The sequence below is a fragment of the Aquimarina penaris genome (assembly GCF_040786285.1).
In the GTDB taxonomy this organism is placed as follows: domain Bacteria; phylum Bacteroidota; class Bacteroidia; order Flavobacteriales; family Flavobacteriaceae; genus Aquimarina.
Window position 1 is genome coordinate 1,276,138 of record NZ_JBFMKQ010000001.1, and the last position, 19,288, is coordinate 1,295,425.

The 19,288-nt window shown below is 32.4% G+C and carries 18 protein-coding genes; 10 read left to right on the forward strand and 8 right to left on the reverse strand.

The window, feature by feature from the left end:
- Window positions 1-87: 87 nt before the first annotated feature.
- Window positions 88-864: a hypothetical protein gene (locus ABW637_RS05245; RefSeq protein ID WP_367583586.1), complete on the reverse strand. Its 777-nt coding sequence runs from the start codon at window positions 862-864 to the stop codon at window positions 88-90.
- A gap of 185 nt (window positions 865-1,049) precedes the next feature.
- Window positions 1,050-1,667 carry a hypothetical protein gene (locus ABW637_RS05250; RefSeq protein ID WP_367583587.1) on the reverse strand — a complete coding sequence of 206 codons (618 nt, stop codon included), beginning with the start codon at window positions 1,665-1,667 and terminating at the stop codon, window positions 1,050-1,052.
- Between the two features lie 578 nt (window positions 1,668-2,245).
- Here ABW637_RS05250 and ABW637_RS05255 point away from each other — a divergent pair.
- Both ABW637_RS05255 and ABW637_RS05260 read left to right on the forward strand, forming a co-directional pair.
- Window positions 2,246-2,962: a putative quinol monooxygenase gene (locus ABW637_RS05255; protein ID WP_367583588.1), complete on the forward strand. Its 717-nt coding sequence runs from the start codon at window positions 2,246-2,248 to the stop codon at window positions 2,960-2,962.
- 84 nt (window positions 2,963-3,046) lie between these two features.
- Complete coding sequence (locus tag ABW637_RS05260; protein WP_367583589.1) at window positions 3,047-3,910, forward strand: helix-turn-helix domain-containing protein; 864 nt, start codon at window positions 3,047-3,049, stop codon at window positions 3,908-3,910.
- Window positions 3,911-4,079: 169 nt separating this feature from the next.
- On the opposite strand, the gene ABW637_RS05265 is transcribed toward ABW637_RS05260, so the two are convergent.
- Window positions 4,080-4,451 (reverse strand): YybH family protein, encoded by a 372-nt coding sequence (locus ABW637_RS05265; RefSeq protein WP_367583590.1) that lies wholly within the window; start codon window positions 4,449-4,451, stop codon window positions 4,080-4,082.
- Between the two features lie 212 nt (window positions 4,452-4,663).
- Window positions 4,664-5,788, reverse strand: coding sequence for an SH3 domain-containing protein (locus tag ABW637_RS05270; protein WP_367583591.1), 1,125 nt, complete (start codon window positions 5,786-5,788; stop codon window positions 4,664-4,666).
- A gap of 373 nt (window positions 5,789-6,161) precedes the next feature.
- Here ABW637_RS05270 and ABW637_RS05275 point away from each other — a divergent pair, with 373 nt between their 5' ends.
- From ABW637_RS05275 to ABW637_RS05310, 8 genes are all read left to right on the forward strand, one after another.
- The gene (locus tag ABW637_RS05275; RefSeq protein ID WP_367583592.1) at window positions 6,162-6,860 is read left to right on the forward strand and encodes a hypothetical protein; all 699 of its coding nucleotides are present in this window, start codon (window positions 6,162-6,164) and stop codon (window positions 6,858-6,860) included.
- 552 nt (window positions 6,861-7,412) lie between these two features.
- A complete protein-coding gene (locus ABW637_RS05280) occupies window positions 7,413-7,565 on the forward strand; it encodes a hypothetical protein (RefSeq protein WP_367583593.1) in 153 nt (50 codons plus the stop codon).
- Entirely contained in the window at window positions 7,531-8,439 is a 909-nt protein-coding gene (locus tag ABW637_RS05285; RefSeq protein ID WP_367583594.1) for a helix-turn-helix domain-containing protein, read from the forward strand. Before ABW637_RS05280 ends, ABW637_RS05285 begins: the two co-directional genes overlap by 35 nt.
- 107 nt (window positions 8,440-8,546) lie before the next feature.
- Window positions 8,547-8,807, forward strand: coding sequence for a hypothetical protein (locus ABW637_RS05290; RefSeq protein ID WP_367583595.1), 261 nt, complete (start codon window positions 8,547-8,549; stop codon window positions 8,805-8,807).
- 664 nt (window positions 8,808-9,471) lie between these two features.
- The gene (locus ABW637_RS05295; RefSeq protein ID WP_367583596.1) at window positions 9,472-10,926 is read left to right on the forward strand and encodes a T9SS type A sorting domain-containing protein; all 1,455 of its coding nucleotides are present in this window, start codon (window positions 9,472-9,474) and stop codon (window positions 10,924-10,926) included.
- 23 nt (window positions 10,927-10,949) lie between these two features.
- On the forward strand, window positions 10,950-13,607 hold the full coding sequence (locus tag ABW637_RS05300; RefSeq protein ID WP_367583597.1) for a Tox-REase-5 domain-containing protein: 2,658 nt from the start codon (window positions 10,950-10,952) through the stop codon (window positions 13,605-13,607).
- 6 nt (window positions 13,608-13,613) lie between these two features.
- Window positions 13,614-14,129, forward strand: a complete 516-nt coding sequence (locus tag ABW637_RS05305) for a hypothetical protein (protein ID WP_367583598.1) — start codon at window positions 13,614-13,616, stop codon at window positions 14,127-14,129.
- Between the two features lie 81 nt (window positions 14,130-14,210).
- The gene (locus ABW637_RS05310; RefSeq protein ID WP_367583599.1) at window positions 14,211-15,062 is read left to right on the forward strand and encodes a hypothetical protein; all 852 of its coding nucleotides are present in this window, start codon (window positions 14,211-14,213) and stop codon (window positions 15,060-15,062) included.
- Between the two features lie 341 nt (window positions 15,063-15,403).
- On the opposite strand, the gene ABW637_RS05315 is transcribed toward ABW637_RS05310, so the two are convergent.
- The 4 genes from ABW637_RS05315 to ABW637_RS05330 all read right to left on the reverse strand — a co-directional run bounded on the left by ABW637_RS05315 (window position 15,404) and on the right by ABW637_RS05330 (window position 19,279).
- Window positions 15,404-16,138: a hypothetical protein gene (locus ABW637_RS05315; protein ID WP_367583600.1), complete on the reverse strand. Its 735-nt coding sequence runs from the start codon at window positions 16,136-16,138 to the stop codon at window positions 15,404-15,406.
- A 99-nt stretch (window positions 16,139-16,237) separates the two neighbouring features.
- Entirely contained in the window at window positions 16,238-17,923 is a 1,686-nt protein-coding gene (locus tag ABW637_RS05320) for an AAA family ATPase (RefSeq protein ID WP_367583601.1), read from the reverse strand.
- Between the two features lie 307 nt (window positions 17,924-18,230).
- Window positions 18,231-18,707: a hypothetical protein gene (locus ABW637_RS05325; RefSeq protein WP_367583602.1), complete on the reverse strand. Its 477-nt coding sequence runs from the start codon at window positions 18,705-18,707 to the stop codon at window positions 18,231-18,233.
- A 14-nt stretch (window positions 18,708-18,721) separates the two neighbouring features.
- Entirely contained in the window at window positions 18,722-19,279 is a 558-nt protein-coding gene (locus ABW637_RS05330; protein WP_367583603.1) for a lipid-binding SYLF domain-containing protein, read from the reverse strand.
- Between the last annotated feature and the right edge of the window lie 9 nt (window positions 19,280-19,288).

Below are 19,288 nucleotides of genomic sequence, written 5' to 3' on the forward strand. Positions count from 1 at the left end.
AATCTAGCGCCATCGCAAAAAGGAAATTATCTTTGGATCTAGCACTAAACTTTGCTCTGATTTTATATATGATATTATGCATAGGCTTTACTTCCACCATTCTTTGAGTTCAACATTTTTAGCTTGTTGATTTCCGTATAACCAAGCCTTTTGATAATTTTCCCAACCTTTTTCGTGATATTTTTTGCTTGGCGAGAATTCACCCGCTCCTACATCAAAATCTTGATTTGCTTTCGGGACTCTGTAGTCCGCCCAATTACATATTTTTTTCTTTCCTGTTTTATAACTTTTCCAAATTCCAATAAATGCATTGTTGGAATATCCGTCCGCGATTGATTGAATTTTGTCATATTCAATTTGGTCTTCAGAACTCAAATACCATTTAGAGTAGAATTGACCTTTAAAAATCCCACTATGTTTCTGATTTTTATTTTCTTTGAACTCGTAATTCGCGATAAGAATTCCTTGTGATTTAATTCCTTTATTTTGATATTTATTATCAACTCCGAAATGTAATTTCTCAACTTCTTTTATTTCTTCCAAAGTTATTATTCCTGTAAAATCACATATAGTTCCTTTAACTATAGATTTACCTGAAACTAAATATTTATTTGGATTCGTAGAGTCTTTCTTAATAGATATTAACTTTACTTTAATTCGTTGATGGTCAGATCCAATAATTCCTAAAACCTTATGATTTTTAGTTTGGGACCATAAATTGGTATAATCAAATTGATTATAGTTTGATAGAACATTGTCAGGTTTGAGTTTATCCTCTAGTAGAAAGTCCATCAAAAACTTTTCATTCGATTGAGCGAAAGAAATATTAACGATAAGTAATGATAAGAAGATTAATTTTTTCATTTTTTCTGCTTGTGCATAACGTTTAATATATGTGTCGTAGCAAGGCAAAATGTTACCAAGCCATCGACTTTTTCTGCGCATTGGTTGCTACTTTTTCCTTTTTTGCAAGCATTGCGCTTTACCAAAAATAGAACAACCATTCGATTCATCACTTAGCTGCTATGATCACATATATGATGTTGTCATTAGTTTTTTATTTCCGATGACAATAGTTTTTCAGTTATCTCAATCGGATAGTAAGTGTTTATTAGTTGTACAAATAAATTCAAATTTCCTCTTTGACTTAAATCGTAAAAGTCCGAGACCTTTTTGTTCTCATCTATGATTTTTTTCATGGTAAATTTTGTTGAAATTCCAGAAATTGAACTTAAAGTTCGAGTTTCCAAATTTCTCAATTCACTATAATTCATAAATCTAGAATCAAGCTGTTCAAATTTATCTGAGCGGTACCATTTTGTTAAATTATTCCAATTAGTTTCATTTATTAGGATGCCTTGGAATTCTTTCGTTTTAGGAATTTTATTAATCAGTAAATCGGTTCTTTGTCCTATATATTTTGAAGCATATTTACCTCTTGTTCCTGGAAAACTAACACTCCTTATTGGACCTAATGAGATTCCAGATTCTATTATCTCTTTTAAATCGTATTTGGACTTTTCCTCTTTATCAATTAAGTTGAAAACATAGATTAATCTTCCATCAAATTCTGAAATATCCGTAAAGTCATAGATTTCGGCAAATCCGAATCCTAAATTATGGTCAAGTTTAAATCTGAATATTTTTCCCGAATTTTCTTTAATCATTTATTTACCTTCAAATTAATGACAACAACTGTGTATACGTATTACGTATACTACCGTTTATACTCGTTTATAATTATAAGTATAAATATAGTGTATAGTAACATAGATATACTTTCAAAAATCAACAATTTGTTGATCGTTCATATTTGCAAATCCGGTAGAGGTAACGGCAGACTAGGTATAGAGGTTACAAACCTGCGTCATCTGGGTACTAGAAATAGGTTCTTGGGGGATTACCTCTCTTTTTTACATAAAACGCTAATTATCAGATATGTAAATAGCTCTCGCAGGGGTGCGAGAGCTCGTTATATACTATACAAATAGCTCCTGCAGGGGTGTGGGTGATATTTTATAGCATTTTGTATGCCGCAATACCTCTTATAAGGCTATAACCTAACCTCTTTTCTACTGTTTATTGCTTCATTCAAAATGCAATTCTTTATATACGTTGCTATGAGCATGGTTGTCTATGTCTTTCTTAATCAAGGGAAAATTGTCCATGCTAAATGGATTAATATCCATTCCACAACCTTTCTATAGTTCGCAACTTTGTAGTGTAATAAAAAAGACAATTAATCATGACAAAGAAAGTTCCTTTAACATTAATGTTCCTAGTATGTATTCTAGGAATTTCATTTCAATCAATTTCACAAATAAAAACAAACAACATGAAAGAATCAACTAAAGAAATAATCGGATTATTAGTAACAATGAAAGCTCAATCAGGAAAAGAGCAAGCTGTAAAAGACTTCTTATTAGGTGGGTTGTCATTGGTCAATCAAGAACCATTAACTCAATCATGGTATGCCTTTCAAATTAATGAAAATACTTTCGGAATTTATGATACTTTCGAAGCTGAAGAAGGCAGACAAGCCCATTTATCTGGTGAGGTAGCGAAAGCTCTTTTAGCAAATGCAGGAGACCTTTTAGTGGACTTCGATGTAAATGTCCATATTCAAGCTGTCGATTTGACTGCTTCTGAATTCAAGAAAGGACAGGAGAACAAAGGACTACTGGTTATTATGAAGGCTAATGCCGGTAAATCAGCAGATGTTGAAAGTTTTCTTCTTGCAGGTCAGCAACTGGTTAAGAATGAGCCAGAAACAGTATCTTGGTATGCTTTTCAAATTGCGGAAGACACTTATGCTATATTTGATACTTTTGCAGATGACAAAGGACGAGATGCACATCTTAATGGCAAAGTCGCAGAAGCACTTATGCAAAATGCTCCTTTAATTTTAGAAGGTTTCGAAGCATCTTCTATCCAAATGATAGATATTTTAGCTTCAAAATAATTCAAGTATCTTGGTAGGAGTTGAGTTCAACTTCTACCAATTTTGGTTTTCGCTCAAAATACCAATAAAATAGTTACAAGATTTATGGCACAAATAATTATAAATAAACAAAATAGTGAATTGGCATTTCGGCTTGAGCGGTTTAATGATCTTTCACAGTTTGATCACATTCAAAGAAAAAACTACTATTCGATTATTTTAATTAATGGTGAGAAACTAACGCTTCAGACAGACTTTTCACGGCATCAACTTGAAGGAGAATATATGGTTTTCATTTCTCCATATCAGCCATTTATGCTAACCTCCGAATCAAATTGTTCAGGTATACTCCTAAATTTTCATCCTGATTTTTTCTGTACCTACAGGCATCAGAATGAAATTGAAACAGAAGGGATACTGTTTCATAATTTTAGTGGATTACCATTTTTAAAAGTCATTGAAGGAGAAATTTTTTCAAGCCTTATAAATCATATTTCCAAAGAAATGGAGAGAAATTTTTTGGCTCAGCATGAAGTCTTGGTCGCTTTCTTGAAAGTGTTTCTGATAGAATCTGTACGACAAAAAAAATCGTTTGATCTAGAGAGCTTAAACAAACATGGAAATAGACAAACTGAATTATTACAAGATTTAGTGGATTTGATAAATGGCAATTTTTGTACTATGCATTCCCCAAAGGAATATGCTGAAAAATTATGTGTTAGTTCGAAAACACTAGGAGGAGTTGTAAAGAAATACCTCAATCAGACAACATCAAACTTAATCGTTAATCGAATTATTGTTGAAGCAAAAAGGGAACTCTATCTAACATCAAAATCAGTACAAATAATTGCTGCCTCATTAGGGTATCAGGACGAATTCTATTTTAGTCGTCTATTTAAAAAGAAAGTTGGAGTGTCGCCTGATATTTATCGAAAATCAGTTGGTTTTGCCAGGTTAGAGAAGGGGTAAATATGGTTTTTTCCTTGCTCATAACGGTTAGGCTATGGCTCGTTGTGGAAAATGTCCAATGGACTTTTCCGCTGTATCCGAAAGATAGCAAATTACAAGAAATTCTGTTTAAGGAATTCAGCTGCAATGAGCTATACACGTCTTTGTTATCTGCTTTTTCTATTCAAATTCAATCTGGTTTTCTTCCCAAATGTTCAGTCAATAATTTCCATCTAGTATTTTCTTTTATTAAAACAGATGTCCCAATTCCATTTCCTGATACAGATTTTCCATCTATAATTCCAGTCCAATTAAATTCGAATAAATAGACAGCATATTTTTTATCTTTTACTAACCATTTAATATTTTCAACAGTGTATTTTTCATTCTTAATTAAAGAAAAATTTTTCTCAAATGCTTTTTGAACATTTTCTTTTCCAATGTGAATCGTTCCATTAGAAAAGGTAACACTTACATTTTCGGAAACTAAATGCTCAACTACGTTCCAATCTTGAGTTCCTAAAGCTCTTTCATATGATTTAATAAATTCTTCTGGATTCATTATTTTCTAATTGCAGGTAACGTTTAGCTATGCGTAGTGCGGAAGGAGAAAATCACTGGTTTTCGATCTAGCACTTAGCCAAAGTTTATGTTTTGTTTTTATCTTTTTTAAAAATACTAAATTTAATACTTTGGCGATCTACTAAATAAGCAATGACTTTTCGATTAAACCTAAACTCCGCATTATCGCATAGGTGTTGTTATAGTCCGTTTTTATTCATCCAGTTTACTTCTTATCAATTCTTTTAAATTTTTCCAGTCACTTATATGATCAAGACATCTTTTATTAATTTTTTCATCAATAAGAACTATAAATTTATCAAATTCAGATTTAGTGTATAATTGCCACCCTATAAAATCAGTCCATATATCTATGTGAATTTTAATTTCTGGATTTTGGTCATACGCCATAAATTCACAGGTATTTTTTTTGAAGTAATCCAAGCAAGTTTCTGCTACATATTCCGATAATGCTCCATCAGATACACTCAAAACATTGTTAAAAATATAAAAATAAAATGGTCTTGTGTCATCGTTTTGGGTCATCACAGAGTCAAGAAATTTAAAAGTCTCTTTATTATCAGAGAGTTTAAACTGCCCTTGATAATACATTTTTGAAAATCTATCTATTTCTGGATGATTAAGGTAGTAAATAATTGATTTTCCGTTTATCTTTCCTGCGAAAATCTTATTAACACTCCAAAGTTTCTTTTTTGGCTTATTATATTCTGGAATTTTAGTAAAGTTTATATCAGATTCAATTATTGTTAATCCAATATTCTTTGCCGCAATTTTTAATGCATCTTTGATTTTAAAAGTATCCGAACAAGTTGAATTTATACTAATTAGTCTAGAATAAATCAATTGTAAATCAATCCCATCATGAATCGGCGATTCATATTTCGAAATAAGGAATACTTGAATTCCCTTTGGCTGTTCACAAAATGCTTTTAATGTAGCTAAGGGGTATTTTTGCGTAAGTAAAAACAATTTTTCATTATTCACTTCCCCATATTCAGCATTATTTTTATTAGTTGAATGAAAATCTTGGAAGAATTGTCCAATCTCTGTTTTTACTTTGTTAAAGTCTTTAATTCTTGATTTATGCATAAAACCGGTTCGGAATTTAAAATCAACTTTCCACCAATCAGAGTTATCGTCAGCATAATACTTAAATTCTTGTCCAGATAAAATTACTCCAATAATATTTGATTTTCCAGATGGTTCTAGCCTTAAGTTAGTATATCCATCAGAATCATTGATGTATCCTAATTCCTGAGAACTTAGCGGAATTAGACCTATCAAGATGAATAATATTGTTAGTTGTAGTATCTTCATAGAATGGACTATAACAATTATATAATAGCAATTGCTATTATTTCTTATATAAATGTAATACTATTCTATAAAAAAGCCAGATTATATTATTTGGTGTTAATAAGCATAGTCTAAACCACATACAAGGGGGTGAAATTAACATTTTGTCACCAACTGGGGGCTTCTAAGAAAATACAATGATTTGGGTTAGTTTTTGTAAGTAAAAAAACATTCATTACCAAAAGAGAAGCCATTCGTAAACTTTAACATTTTGCAACCACCCAGTCCCGAAAAATGAAACTGGGATGTATTATTCTTGCACATTATTAACAACATATTGGCGAGCCTGTATATAAGAAAGCAAACAGCTCTCAATTACAAAAAACATAGTAAAATGTCTAAAGAAAATTATGACCTAAAGTTAACCGTATTAGAAAACCTATCACAAGAATTGGTAAAACCTCCCAAAAACCCTATAGATAACTATCTGCAAGAAGCCGAGAACTTGTTTGTTTGGGTTCAAGAGGATAAAAAGGCTCTTGTAGGTACGGGGTTAGACTGGAACAAAAATGTACTGGATCTACCCATTCGCACGGGAGCCTGTCGATACGCACAAGCCCTGTGGATGAAAGAGCGGTATAATCAAGAAGAAGCCGCTAAAGCCTGGAAAGAAAAATCCCCAAAGGCTTATGAATTTAGGAATGACTTGTTAGCAGATCTACGATTTGCATTTCGTAAACGTCCTGATCTATTAGCCCGTGTACGTGCTATTGCGAATGGCGAGGGAGATGCCGATATGATCCAGGATCTTATGGATATTAGTGTACTGGGTAAAGCCAACACCCCAGAGCTTATAGCGATAAAATATGACGTCACCCGTCTTGACTTGGCAGAGCAACAATCAGACGAGCTTGCCGACTTATTAGCCAAAGCAAACGGGGCTACGTTAGACAACTCTAAAGCCAAAGAATTGCGAGATAGGGCCTATATCCATCTAAAAGAAGTAATAGACGAGGTTAAAGACACAGGTAAATATGTGTTTAGAAAAAACCCCGAACGATATAAAGGATATATCAGCCGATATAAACGATAATACAAGGCTTGTGGCTATTGGCGCGCGCGATAGGTTTGGTGGCGCGCGTGGCGCGCACTAGCATCCTATACCCGCGCATGGTACAACCCTAAACGCGCGTAGTCTACCTGGCTACGCGCGTTGCTTTTTTATATCCGCGCATGGGTATGGTAGTCAAGCGCAGAGTGCAATCTATTGTAGGCGATAGGGGCTAGACAAAGCGCAACAGTATACCTAAGAGAAGCAAGGCGTTTATGGAATGTATCCTGCTAATCAACAAATCGAAAACCATCATTATGGCTTATGTGATTTAAAAAAGTGTAGCGACTAATTTTTTATGCAAACAAAATGTTTAGAAATGTGTGTTTTGTGTTTAGAAAAAAATATGAGGAAAAGCCGTAAATAAATCTTAACAAAATTGCTTTACTTTGTTTGGTAACTAAGCAATTAATTATGAAAGGTAGATAAACTCTACACTTTACACTCATACACCCCACAAACACATTTTTTCTGATAGATTAATTATAAATTATATATAGATTTATAATACTAACTTTTAAAATGTTTAGAGAAATGAGAAGGTTTGTATTATTAATCTTGAGTGTGTGTTTTATTGCGTTTCTTGTTAGCTGTGAAAAAAGCGAATTAGAAAATGAAACAGGAATCGAATTTAAGTCAATCGAAAAAGAAGATGTTGAAGCCCTTGGAGGGCAATCAGGAAACTAATCTGAACTTAAAAGTCAAGAATTCTACCTTATCATTACTTCTTATTGAAAAATTAGGGTTCTTATTTATTCTTACGAGTGGGGTTTTGCCTTTTGTACATTCTTTTGTTAAACATGAGGTTTTAGAAGAAAAGATTTTTGGTTTCACAAGTGTTCACACCTTTTTATATTCTCTTGGTGTTCATTTGTCCGTGCTGTTTTTAGTGATAGGAATTTTAATGACCGTATCGGTTGCTAATGACTCTAGTAAATATAGAGTCATACAGCGTTATTTGCAGTATTCTTTGATATCACCTTTTGTTTCGGCTATCTTTTACTTTACCTGGGTTTTTATTCCAGATGTCAATTACAATTTATTGGCATATATATTTTTAACCCTATTTATCTGTGCAATATCGGTAATTATTTTTTATAGGATTTCAAAGTATATTAACTTATTGAAATCAGATTATAAGGATCAACTAGATTTTATTAAAAAGACAATATCAAGTATAAAAACAAATATCACTCAAAATAAAATCTCTGATGATATTATAGACAAAATCCTTTCCAATTTGAAGAGTTTTGAAGAATCTAAAAAATTTGTTAATAGGGAAATTAATTTAAACCATGTTGCTTTAGAACTAAATACTAATAGTAAATATCTTTCCAAAGTAGTTAATCTGCACAAAGAAAAAACCTTTACGCAATATATAAATGATCTTAGAATTGACTACTTTATAGATCAATTTCAGAAAGATAAAAAATATTCTAATTACACAATCAAAGCTATCGCCGAAGAAGTAGGTTTTAATACAGCCAATGCATTTTCTAAAGCTTTTTACAAAAAGACCGGTAAGTATCCCTCAGATTTTATTAAGGAACTAGAAAACTAAATTTATTACTTCGGTTTCATGGAAAGCGAACAAATACATGTTGCTTTTCAGGTTTGATCATGGTTACATTTGGATCAAAAACATATCAGTTTCTAAAAATGTGAAATATGAAAGCCATTGTAAAATCAACTTCAAAAAAAAGCCGAATAGAAATTTTTGAAAAAAAAGTATGTAGCTATTTGCTAATTGATCCTAAACTTTTCGACTTATGCGTTTATAAATACAAGGGTTATGCACTTTTATTACGCAATTGGATAGAGGAATCTTACCTAAGAGGTACACCTGTTCATGATGTAGTAAGAACAATTAGAAATTCAAAATTATTAGTAGAGCGAATAAATATGGGAAAGCCTTTATGTTGGGCGTAAAGATCACCACTAATTAGAAATGCTTTAGGCACTATTATATCATTATATAAGTAGTAAAGAGATGTCTTATAAATAATACTATGCTACCAGATGATATAAACAATATACCTCCACATGTGTTATATGGCATACTAAAAGTTTTGAATATTGAAATTGGAGAATTTATGTATCGCCTCTTAAATGATAAACCACAAGAAATAATGATATATGCTAGAATATATATGCTCTACCAAGAAAATAAACAGTACTGTGATGTAAACATGAATTAAGTATTAATTTTTTGAGTGCCCCCTAACCCCTCCCCAAATCGATCAATACCTACTTATGCTTTTTTATTGATTAACAATAGTTTAACATAAACGAAACTCTCAGTCCCGAAAAATGAAACTGGCATGTTTTAATATTGTATATCAAATGTCTAATAAACCTTAAACCAAATAGTATGATCAACCAAAATTCAAACTGCCTAATTCATATAGGCTAGCATTTCATAAACGACACCTATCATTATAGTTATTGAGTAGGGCGCCATACTCTATAATTTTTTAATAAAAATGGCTTTGTAGGGCTTTTTAGCCTATGCCATTAGTATATAGCTTAGACTATCAAACTTTGCTGTACAGAGATTCTTATTCACATATTTTAACTTTTAAAACAAATAAAAATGAACAAATCAAATCTTTTTAGGCTGCTCTTGTTTGCCTTATTCACGATGCATCATGGATATGCATTTCAGATCACAGAGCGCACTTGCGAAGAAAAAATCGCGATTGCCAAAATTTATTTTAAGTTTGTCGATGACTTAGATGTTAAATTAAAAGACCAAATCTTAGAGTCGTTAAGCTCTTGTAATGACCCTCTAGACATCGAATTAAAATACATGAAAGGGTTACTAACAATGGATAGCGAAAAACCAGAAAACACAGATTTTGACGGTTTTACCTTAATAGATCAAGCAGCAAATCAAGGCAGTATAAACGCTGCGCGTAGATTGGGACTTTTATGGAAAATCGGGCGCGGTATAGATTGGTTAGGTAATACTGGCGTAACAGACTATCAAATGTCACACTATTGGTATAATAGGATTCAAAGCGTTGACTCTGTGGGTAAATTTGCCGTTGGCTACTATAAAATGAAAGCCTTAAACGGTGTTGCAAACTACGCGCAAGCCATTAACTACTTTAATGAAAGTAGCTATCCAATGGCAAAACATTGGTTGGCTATTTGTTATTATTTTGGTTTTGGAGTTGAAATAGACAAAAACAAGGCAATAGACATTTTACAGCAGAACGATATCCCAAACAGTAAGGTATTATTAGAACATTTATTATCTACAGTACCAAAAGATGATCCTATACTAACTAGTCAAGAATTAGAAGCAATAAACCAGTCCGGTCATACTCCTTTTGGCTTTAACCTTTGGGTGACACCAAATATTCCTTTAGTTGGTAAATTAATAGAGTATGATTGGGAAAAGCAACGAATTAGAAGAACCTTGCCTATTACTTTAACGTTAAAAAAGACCTACTCTGGCACAGCAGGGGTTTTAATAGAAGGAGAAAATGGCTTGTATGCAGAAGATACGTTGTATCATCGTTCTGGTCAAAATAGAGTGCATGGAGGAGAAATTAACGTTCCTGTAAAAGCACTATATCCTAGCCACCCAGAAAACGAAAATATAACCATTCAATTTGAAGAAATTAAGTTATGGAAGAAAAATGCGTCAGAAGTGCCATATATTTTAGCCACGACAAAATCAACCGTAACCGATTGGAATGAAAAAACCACAAATTTTATATTTCTACTACAAGAGGAATCTGATGTAAGTCGTTTAGATCCAATTTCCCCTGTAAAGTATGATGATAACTTTGCTACAGTATACCCTAACCCCGTTAGCAATCAATTTACATTAACATATACCTTAAAAAAGGCTGCAACCGTTAGAGTTGAAGTGTATGACTTATACGCTAATCAAAGAATTGATGTTGCCAAAGAGCAATACCAACAAGAAGGTGATCAAAATTACAAAATCAACTCCTCTTCTTTGTCTAGCGGTGTTTATGTTGTACGCATCACTATTAACGGGGAAATCTACAACAAAACGATCGTAAAAATATAGCCTAATCTTTTAATATAGATATAATGAAATCAATATATAAAATATGGATAATAGCATTGGTATGCTTATTATCAAACAATACTTTTGCACAATTTCAAATCGCCAAAAGCGACGACATAACTAAAGATACAGGAAATTTGCTTTTTGATTGTAGTTGTACATTTCCTGCGGACTATGACAGGCACCATGCTATACTAGAGCAAATACAAGCCGAACAGTTTGCTGTTTGGTTATCCACTCGTGAAGTAATTTTCAAACAACAGATTGAAGAACGATTAAACGAAACTTTTCCGAATTTTGCATTTGCACAAATTGCGTGGTTTAATCATATAACCACAGACCAAAGGATTGACCTAATGTTGAAATCTCGAAAAAGCACGTATCAAGGCTTAAACAGTCAATTTAATAGTGCTAAAAGAGACTTGCATTATGAAAGAGAGGTTACACAATATAGCCTAGATTTTACAACACCGTCCCCTTCTGTTTTTGGAGACTTAAAAACCAATGTCGGGCAAGGAATTAAATTTACAGATTTATCCAGTACTGCCGCACAACAACACTTAAATTCTATTGGTGTTAACTTGTTCACGATAGAACAAGGGCTAAACACACAAACAAAGATTATTAATGGAATTGAGGAACTAAGAAAAACACCTTCTTTCGTAAGAGAGCAGATTATTAAAGACTATGTGGCTCATTACAACAGCTTAAATCATCTTGATAAGGTAAAATTAATGGCGAAGTATTTAATATCAAGTACTTTACCCGGCCCGACAGATCTATCTTTATTTTGGTCTATAGGCCCTAATAGGTGGCCTGTCAACTCAGATCAATATGCAACATTTATTGATGTTTGGGCAACACAATTAGGGACTTCTAATCCTATTAGCTATCCATCTGAAACCAATGCCGAGGCATTAAAACCATATTCACTGGTTTCACTTGGAGAAGAGAGATATTCTTTTATTAATACAAAGCCAGAGTTAGAAAAAGAAATAGAAGATTATTTTTCAAATAGTCGTTTTAAAGAAGATGCTTTTAATATAGTCAAGCAGATTACAGACAGGCATTTAGATAATCAAGCTTTTAATCCCGCTCAAGGGGCTTTTGCTTCGATAGGTCGGGAAGCAAGATTTCAGAATAGTACAGATAAAGAATTAGGAGTATCGTTTGGCACAGGGTCAGCATTAGGATTTAAAGGGATTGGAAATATTTTAGCAGAATTGTTTGATGACTCCAAAGTCGCAGACTTAAAATTAAAAGGGGCTATAATCCGAAGAATGTTTGGAGACAATAACATGCTTTTTCCAACGACACTTCCTGATGAACTTGTCGGGCGTATGTTTAATTTTAGAAAATTGCCCTGGCAAGTAAAACCAACACCCGGAGCATCTGACTTTTTTGTTCAGCGTGTAGATATTGAGTTTGCTTGGAACATGGGTGCTGCACTATGGAATAATAACATGAGGATACCTGAAGTATATTCTTCTCCATCAGGTGTATCGGCTATAGAAGCACTTATCGGCCCTGCTATTGACCTATTTGATTTTGAGCATTTAGCTAGAGTTTATAATCTTTCGCAAAGTTTACAACTTAATGATGCACAGGAAAATTTGTTGATCACGAATGTGAACTTAGCCCAATCATTAAACACTTTTGTGAGCAATACTGAAGTTAATGGACAAATTCCAGTGAATGTACGTGATTTGGCAAGGGAATTAGCATCTTTTGCAACTTCAAATGCAAATAACAACTTAGCACAACAGTTCACTAACGATGTATTGACATCGTTAAACACAAATTCTTCTTTCGATTTTAATCCTTATCTAAATTCAAATGCCTTACCATCCGAGGTAGGCCCTACTTCTGGACTTTGTCCTGATCCACCTTGTAATATATCGCCCGATGTTGAATTGATGTATGCGTATGGTCCTGGGCTTTTCTCAGTTGCATCGGATCAACTTTACACAATTCTCTCAAGAGTCTTTGAATATCAAAACCCCGATATAGTCGAAGGAGCAGCTATTCGAAGCATTTTAACGAAGCTCCGAGGAATACAGGTTCCCGACAACATAAGCACTTCAGAACTTGGTAACCTTTTCCAGGTAATAATGGTGAATGGAGAATTCAAAATTACTTATGAACAAGGCATTGGGGCGGACCTTTTAAATACAGGAATAGGTATCCTTGATATCATGGCAATTCTTGCACCTAGTCGGGGTGGTGGCGCTTTTCTGGCTGCAAGAGGAGGAGGAATTGTAACAAAGGAGATTTTAGCACAATATTTGAGAACTATAGCAAAAGGGGAATGGATAGTAACCAATGAATCCATGAGTGATGCTGCGAAAGCTTATCAAGAGTTTATAAGTGGCAGAAAATGGAATGAGAGTTTTAAATTAAATAATGTTAAATTTGATGCATTAAAAGATGGTGTTTTAGGTGATGCCAAGTCACAGATGCGAAATTTTGTCGATTCTGCTACAGGAAGGTTTAAGCCTTTTTTTGCAAACAGTGCAACCGGTGGACAGGCACTTATAGAACAAGCAAGAAGGCAAATTAATGCAGCTGGAGGTAATCCAATCGAATGGCATTTTGAATTTGAAGAAGTGAAAAGGGCTGTTGAATTTTTGTTTGAAGATTTGAATGATATTAATATAATTTTGATACATACGCCAAAATAAAAAAAAATGAGTGACACCTTTATTACATTAGTTCCAATTAAAATTGATCAAAACGAAGTAGATCAGTTTTCAAAAATTATTCATGAGGAATTAATTAAAAGAAAGATAATAACTAGTGATGATTCTCCTGGAGAAAATGCTCCATCTGTAGTTGTAGAAAATGAAAGCGTCTTTTTGAATCTGGAAAACAATAAATTAAATATTGTTACAAAAAGACAGGTCTTTGATAATGGCGGAAATGAATTAGAACGAATCAAATGTCCAGAGTGTTCTTTTAACATCATTGATAACAATTGGATTGATGCTGTTGACTTATGGTATTCCGATCCCAATAAAGGTCAGTTTACATGCACTAATTGTAATAATACAACGTCAATCACTGAATACGTTTTCGAACCAAACTGGGGTTTTGGAAATCTAGGCCTCATTTTCTGGAATTGGCCGAAATTTAAAGAAGAGTTTATTAAGGATATTGAAAACCTTTTACAGTCCAAAATCAAGATAGTTTTCGGAAGGTTATAAGGAGACCACAATAAGCAAAATTATCAAGTAGTTCTAAATACCAGGCTATGTAAGAATAGCCTGGTATATTAATATTTAATTATGAAACATTTATTTCTTTTAAGTTGCTTAGTTTTTTTTATAAAAGCAAGAGCACAATCTGAACAAATAATTCCTCTTAACGGAAAAATGGTTGTTATACAAGATCGAATAACTACCAATAAACAAAAGTTAGATTCTTCTTTGCAAGCAAGGACCCCAACACTAATAAGAGCTGTTAAAGATTATTTAGTAGAGTTTAGCGGGGGTAAATTATCTGATTCCATTAAAAAGAATGATTCTATAAAAACAAAAATAATTTCTTCCATACAATTAGCTCTTGACCCTAGAAAAACTAAAGGCATACAATTAAAACATACTTATACTTTTCAAGACTCGATAATAAAATATCAAAGCCAAAACTCTTTGGAATTAAGCAATAATAAAGTTACTGTTATTAATAGAAAAGATGGAGAGCAAACATACTACATTTTAAAAGATTCTTCTCTGGTTAGAGATGCCTCTATCGCTTTTAGCTATAGACCAAAGGAAAATTATGAAACCTTAGATGTAAAAGAATATAGGGAACACAAAAAGATTATTCATGGGTATGATTGTTTCAAAGTAGTAGTAGAATTCGAAAGTAATTATATGAATACCCTTATCGATCCTCTTGAAATTTTTCCTAGATCGGAAAGTTTATTGAGTAAATATGGCGATAGCTTAAGGTATAAAACCATATATGAAATATTTGTAACTGATAAAATCAAGTGTAAATATCACCCTACTTTTAGTATACCAGAAGTTTTAGAAAAATATTACCCTTTAGAAGTAATTAAAAAAAATAGTTCAATTGAAGGTAGTGCTATGCGGTATTTGGTTAAAGAGTTAGAAATAACTCCTACGGAAAAATAATTCTTGATAAAGAAGGGGGTCTTTTAGTCCTTAACATAAACTAAACACAGGTAATTAATTATGAGTAAGAATAAAGAAGTTTTATCCGTTATCTTAAGAAATCAATAGAGTTTTTTATGAGGGAAATTACCGCTAAACGCCAAATACATGAATCGGAGCAAGGCAAATGAGCCTGAACCAATTGATCTATCCCTGCCTACCTGGCGAATGGCAGGCAGGTGCGCAATTTTATTTCTTATTCAATTTACAAAAATTTGGCGCTATCGCAAAAGGGAAATTACCTTTTGATCCAACATTAAATTTTGCTCTGATTTCATATATAATGTTGTAAGTAGTTCTTTTTAGTCTTTTTCAGTTCGATTCTTTTTCTTAACCCTTGGTTTTTTATTGTTTTTTTCAAAAGGAAATGCAACAATAATCATAAGAACACTCACTAAAAAAAAACTTATAGGAACCTTAAATCTGTCAATGAATACAATAGTTCCAGACATTTTCACTAATTTATTTGCTGAAGTATGACCATCTTTATAATTGATGATTATATCATCGTCAAAATAGTACCCATCAGTAGTCCATAAAATTACCTTTATCGAATTATTAGGTCTTAAATCTTCCAGTTCTACAATATGGTTAAAAGAAGAGAAATTCACTTTTTCATCTTGAGTATAAATTTGATAATAGCCTTTTGAATCAACATCTATACTTAGTTCTTTAACCGTTTTTTTTGAATTACTTTCTATGTTTAACTCAGTAACATTTAGGCCATATACTTGGTCCAAAAAAGAATCATAGAATTCCGAATTAATAATTTTAAGAATTGTATCTGTCAAATTCGAAGTTTCATTTTCATCTATTTCGTTAAGAATTATTTTATTTATTCTATCTTCTAATCCATAGATTTTGGACCAATCATATTTATCTTCAAGATATTTTGGAATATAATAATCCGATGTGCTATAATTTGCTTTTACTTTTTCCTGATTATCATTTATCCAATCTACAATTTGGAAAACCGAAATTGCAATTAGAAGAAGTGTACTAATAATTCCAAGTGATTTCCAAGATTTTGATTCCATAAGTTTTATGTTTTTCAGTATTACTTACAACGTCTCTTGTATGGTGTGTTTGCATCCCAAAGGGTGCATATGCACTATACAAAATGTTAGCGAAAGTTTTTATTTAATTTCTTTATTTAATTTAAGTAATAAAGGTTCTAATTTCATTAAGATTTGTTTTTGTGTCGACTCATCGCATTCATCACAAATCCATTTACATAGCTTAGTTTTGTTTAGCTTTCTAATAATACTTTCGGCACCATAGTCATCTGTTTTTATTGTATCTGAATAAAAATCCGAAATTTTAATATCCTTAGGAAGTGTTAATAAATTTTCTATTCCTATTTTAAATGTTTTATTGAGATCATTCTTAGGCATTTTTCTTATGAAAAGATTATTGTAGTTTTCTTCTGGTTTATTTGTATCACTATCATAATAAAGAACTATTTTGGATTTAATGATATCTGAGTTTGCTACAAAAAAGGATTTAGCGTGATTCAATGCCGTATCACCAGTAAATTCTACATTACCTTTTTCATTAATTCTACCTATCCAAGAAATATCAAAGCTTAATTTCTTTTGTAGTTTAAATATTTCAATTGTTTTATTCAGATACTTTTCATCCGTTTCTCCTTCTACAAAAAGTTTATTTCTCTCATTGACATAGTTGAAGTCAATTTGAAAAGCTTCTTTAACAATTTTGCTATTTGTCCACGAATAAAATTCGGGCTTTTTAAGAGTGGAAATTATGCCTTTTCCAGTTTTAGTTAATATAATTACCTTATCGTTTCTTCTGTTTGGATTATGAATTATGAAAGGAGAATGGGTTGCAACAAAAAGCTGAGGATCATCTTCTTGTCCAGAATTAATTATATTTTTATAAAAGTTTAGTATTTCAATTTGCCATTTCGGGTGTAAACTAATTTCTGGTTCATCAATTAAAAATATGGAGCCAACATTTGTTTCTTTATCCTTTAGAAGGAAACCACCTCGAAATACTATTTGTTTTTCTCCCGAACTTAATTGATCGATTGACATAATTTTCTCATCTTCTTGGAATAAAACTTGCTTTTGGTTATTTATATTTTGAATTCCTAAAAACTGTTTTGAAGGAAAAATAGTTTCAAAAGCTTTGGTAAACCTTTTAATTCTTTTGTCAATTTTCGAATCGTCAATTTTCGAACCTATATTTTGTTTTGCCCATTGAGAAAACTCTTGCGAATCTACAGCTTGTATGTCAACGAGAAGTTGTGTTATTTCTGTCGCTAGGTTACCATCAGACTTATAACTTGTTCCTTTGTCTTGATCTAAATCTTTTGCAGTTACTGACCTTATTTCTTTTGGAGTATAGTTTATTTCTACGTCTGAATATATGCATCGTAATTTTGATCTAATTTCAGGTTCGTGAAGAAAATTTCCTGTTATTGTTTTTCTTTGGTTTTTAGAGTCTGTAAATTCAACTTTTATATGATTCCAAGTTCCTGAGATATTAAAATCAAAGACAAAGGTGAGAATATTGTCTAAAAAACCATCTTTAAAATTGTATTTTATATTCTCAAAGTAAGATATGGCTTCTAGCTCTTCTTTAGATAATTCTATCTCAAATGTTCTTTTTTCATTTCGTTTCTCTCCATTTAGCTTGAACATAGAAAACTCATACAAAAGATCAAGAATAGAAGTTTTTCCAGTACCATTTTCTCCAGCTAAAATAATTGTATCTATTGAATTACCATCTTTATCCGTAAAATCTAATTTTAAATTATTTAGTATTGGATGATTTTCTAACTCTATTTTTCTGATACGCATATTTTAATTTCTATTTTCGCTAACAATTGGATATAGTTACCATGGTAATTATATATCCCAAATATTCGAAATATAATGACAAAAAGTAACTATATATTTTTTATACCCATAAAGATCAACAATCCAACCCGCATTTTATTACGGCTTTCCACATTTGCCTAATTTTTTTAAAATAATTTTCCGGGTGGGGTAACGGCAGACTAGATTCACGGATTACAAATCCGTGTCATCGGGTTATAATTCCGCGTCATCAGGTTCACGGACTTAAGGTTCAAATCCGCACAATATGATGATAAATAGCAAACGCTTATAATTGCCTTTTAAAAATATATCGTGTTATAAATATTCCTTGTTCATCGGTTTCGCCGGCATCACTTTCTACGGCACTGGTAACAAATATCAAATCCCAGCCATCTGCTAACATCGAGGTTAACTTTGATGATATTACTGCATCATTGGCAGCAATATTCTGAAAGCGTATACCTCCAACATTATAGAAATTAAGTAATTTAGTTTCTTCAAAATCCTTGACACGAATATCTTTTCGTTTTGATTTATTTCGAGTATTATCTTCTTCGGTTTGTTCTGATGAGAATTCTTTGTAATCCCTTTCTACATTTGCAGAAATGAGTCGTGAACGACCTAAACCAAGCGGGACTATAGACTCTACACTTGTTATCACTTTAACCTCAAACTCAGGTGTTGTTCTTTCCAATTCCTCTTGTGCGTTTGCATTGAGTATGGTTACGATGGCACATAGACCCACTAGTATTAATTTTTTCATCAGTTTTTAATTTTTCATTGATTAGTTTTTGGCTTGTACTTAAAATGTTGGCCACCGATAGAGGCCTCAATCATTACCCCGCCTTTAGTCGATGTAAATACTGCTACACCCTCTTGATACGCAACATCAACTGAAGCTCCTTCTTTTAAAATTACAGCCGATGCCTGAGCGTCAAACTTTAATTTTCCATTCGTAAAACGTTCAAAGTATTCCTGATTTTCAAAGAAAATAACCTCACTGTATTGTTGTCCTCCAAATTGCAAACCAAATGATGCTTGTTTCAATTTTGAAGTCCCAACAACCTTGTGGTTTTTATACACAATGCCGTTGCCAATTGCACCACCAACGGTTATGGCAGCTTTTGTAACTCTCGGAAATACAGCATATCCATAAGATTGATCACAAAAAGACTGGAGTTTAGGTGTTTTTTTGATCATTGTTTGCAGCGCTTCTTTAGCCTCATTTTCTAGTTCGGGATTCCATCCTCCTATTTGGGCACTCATCGTTAGAGACAACACAAAACTTAATAGTGCAATTGCGATTTTCGATTTTTTAAACTTTAATGCTTTCATGACATCTAA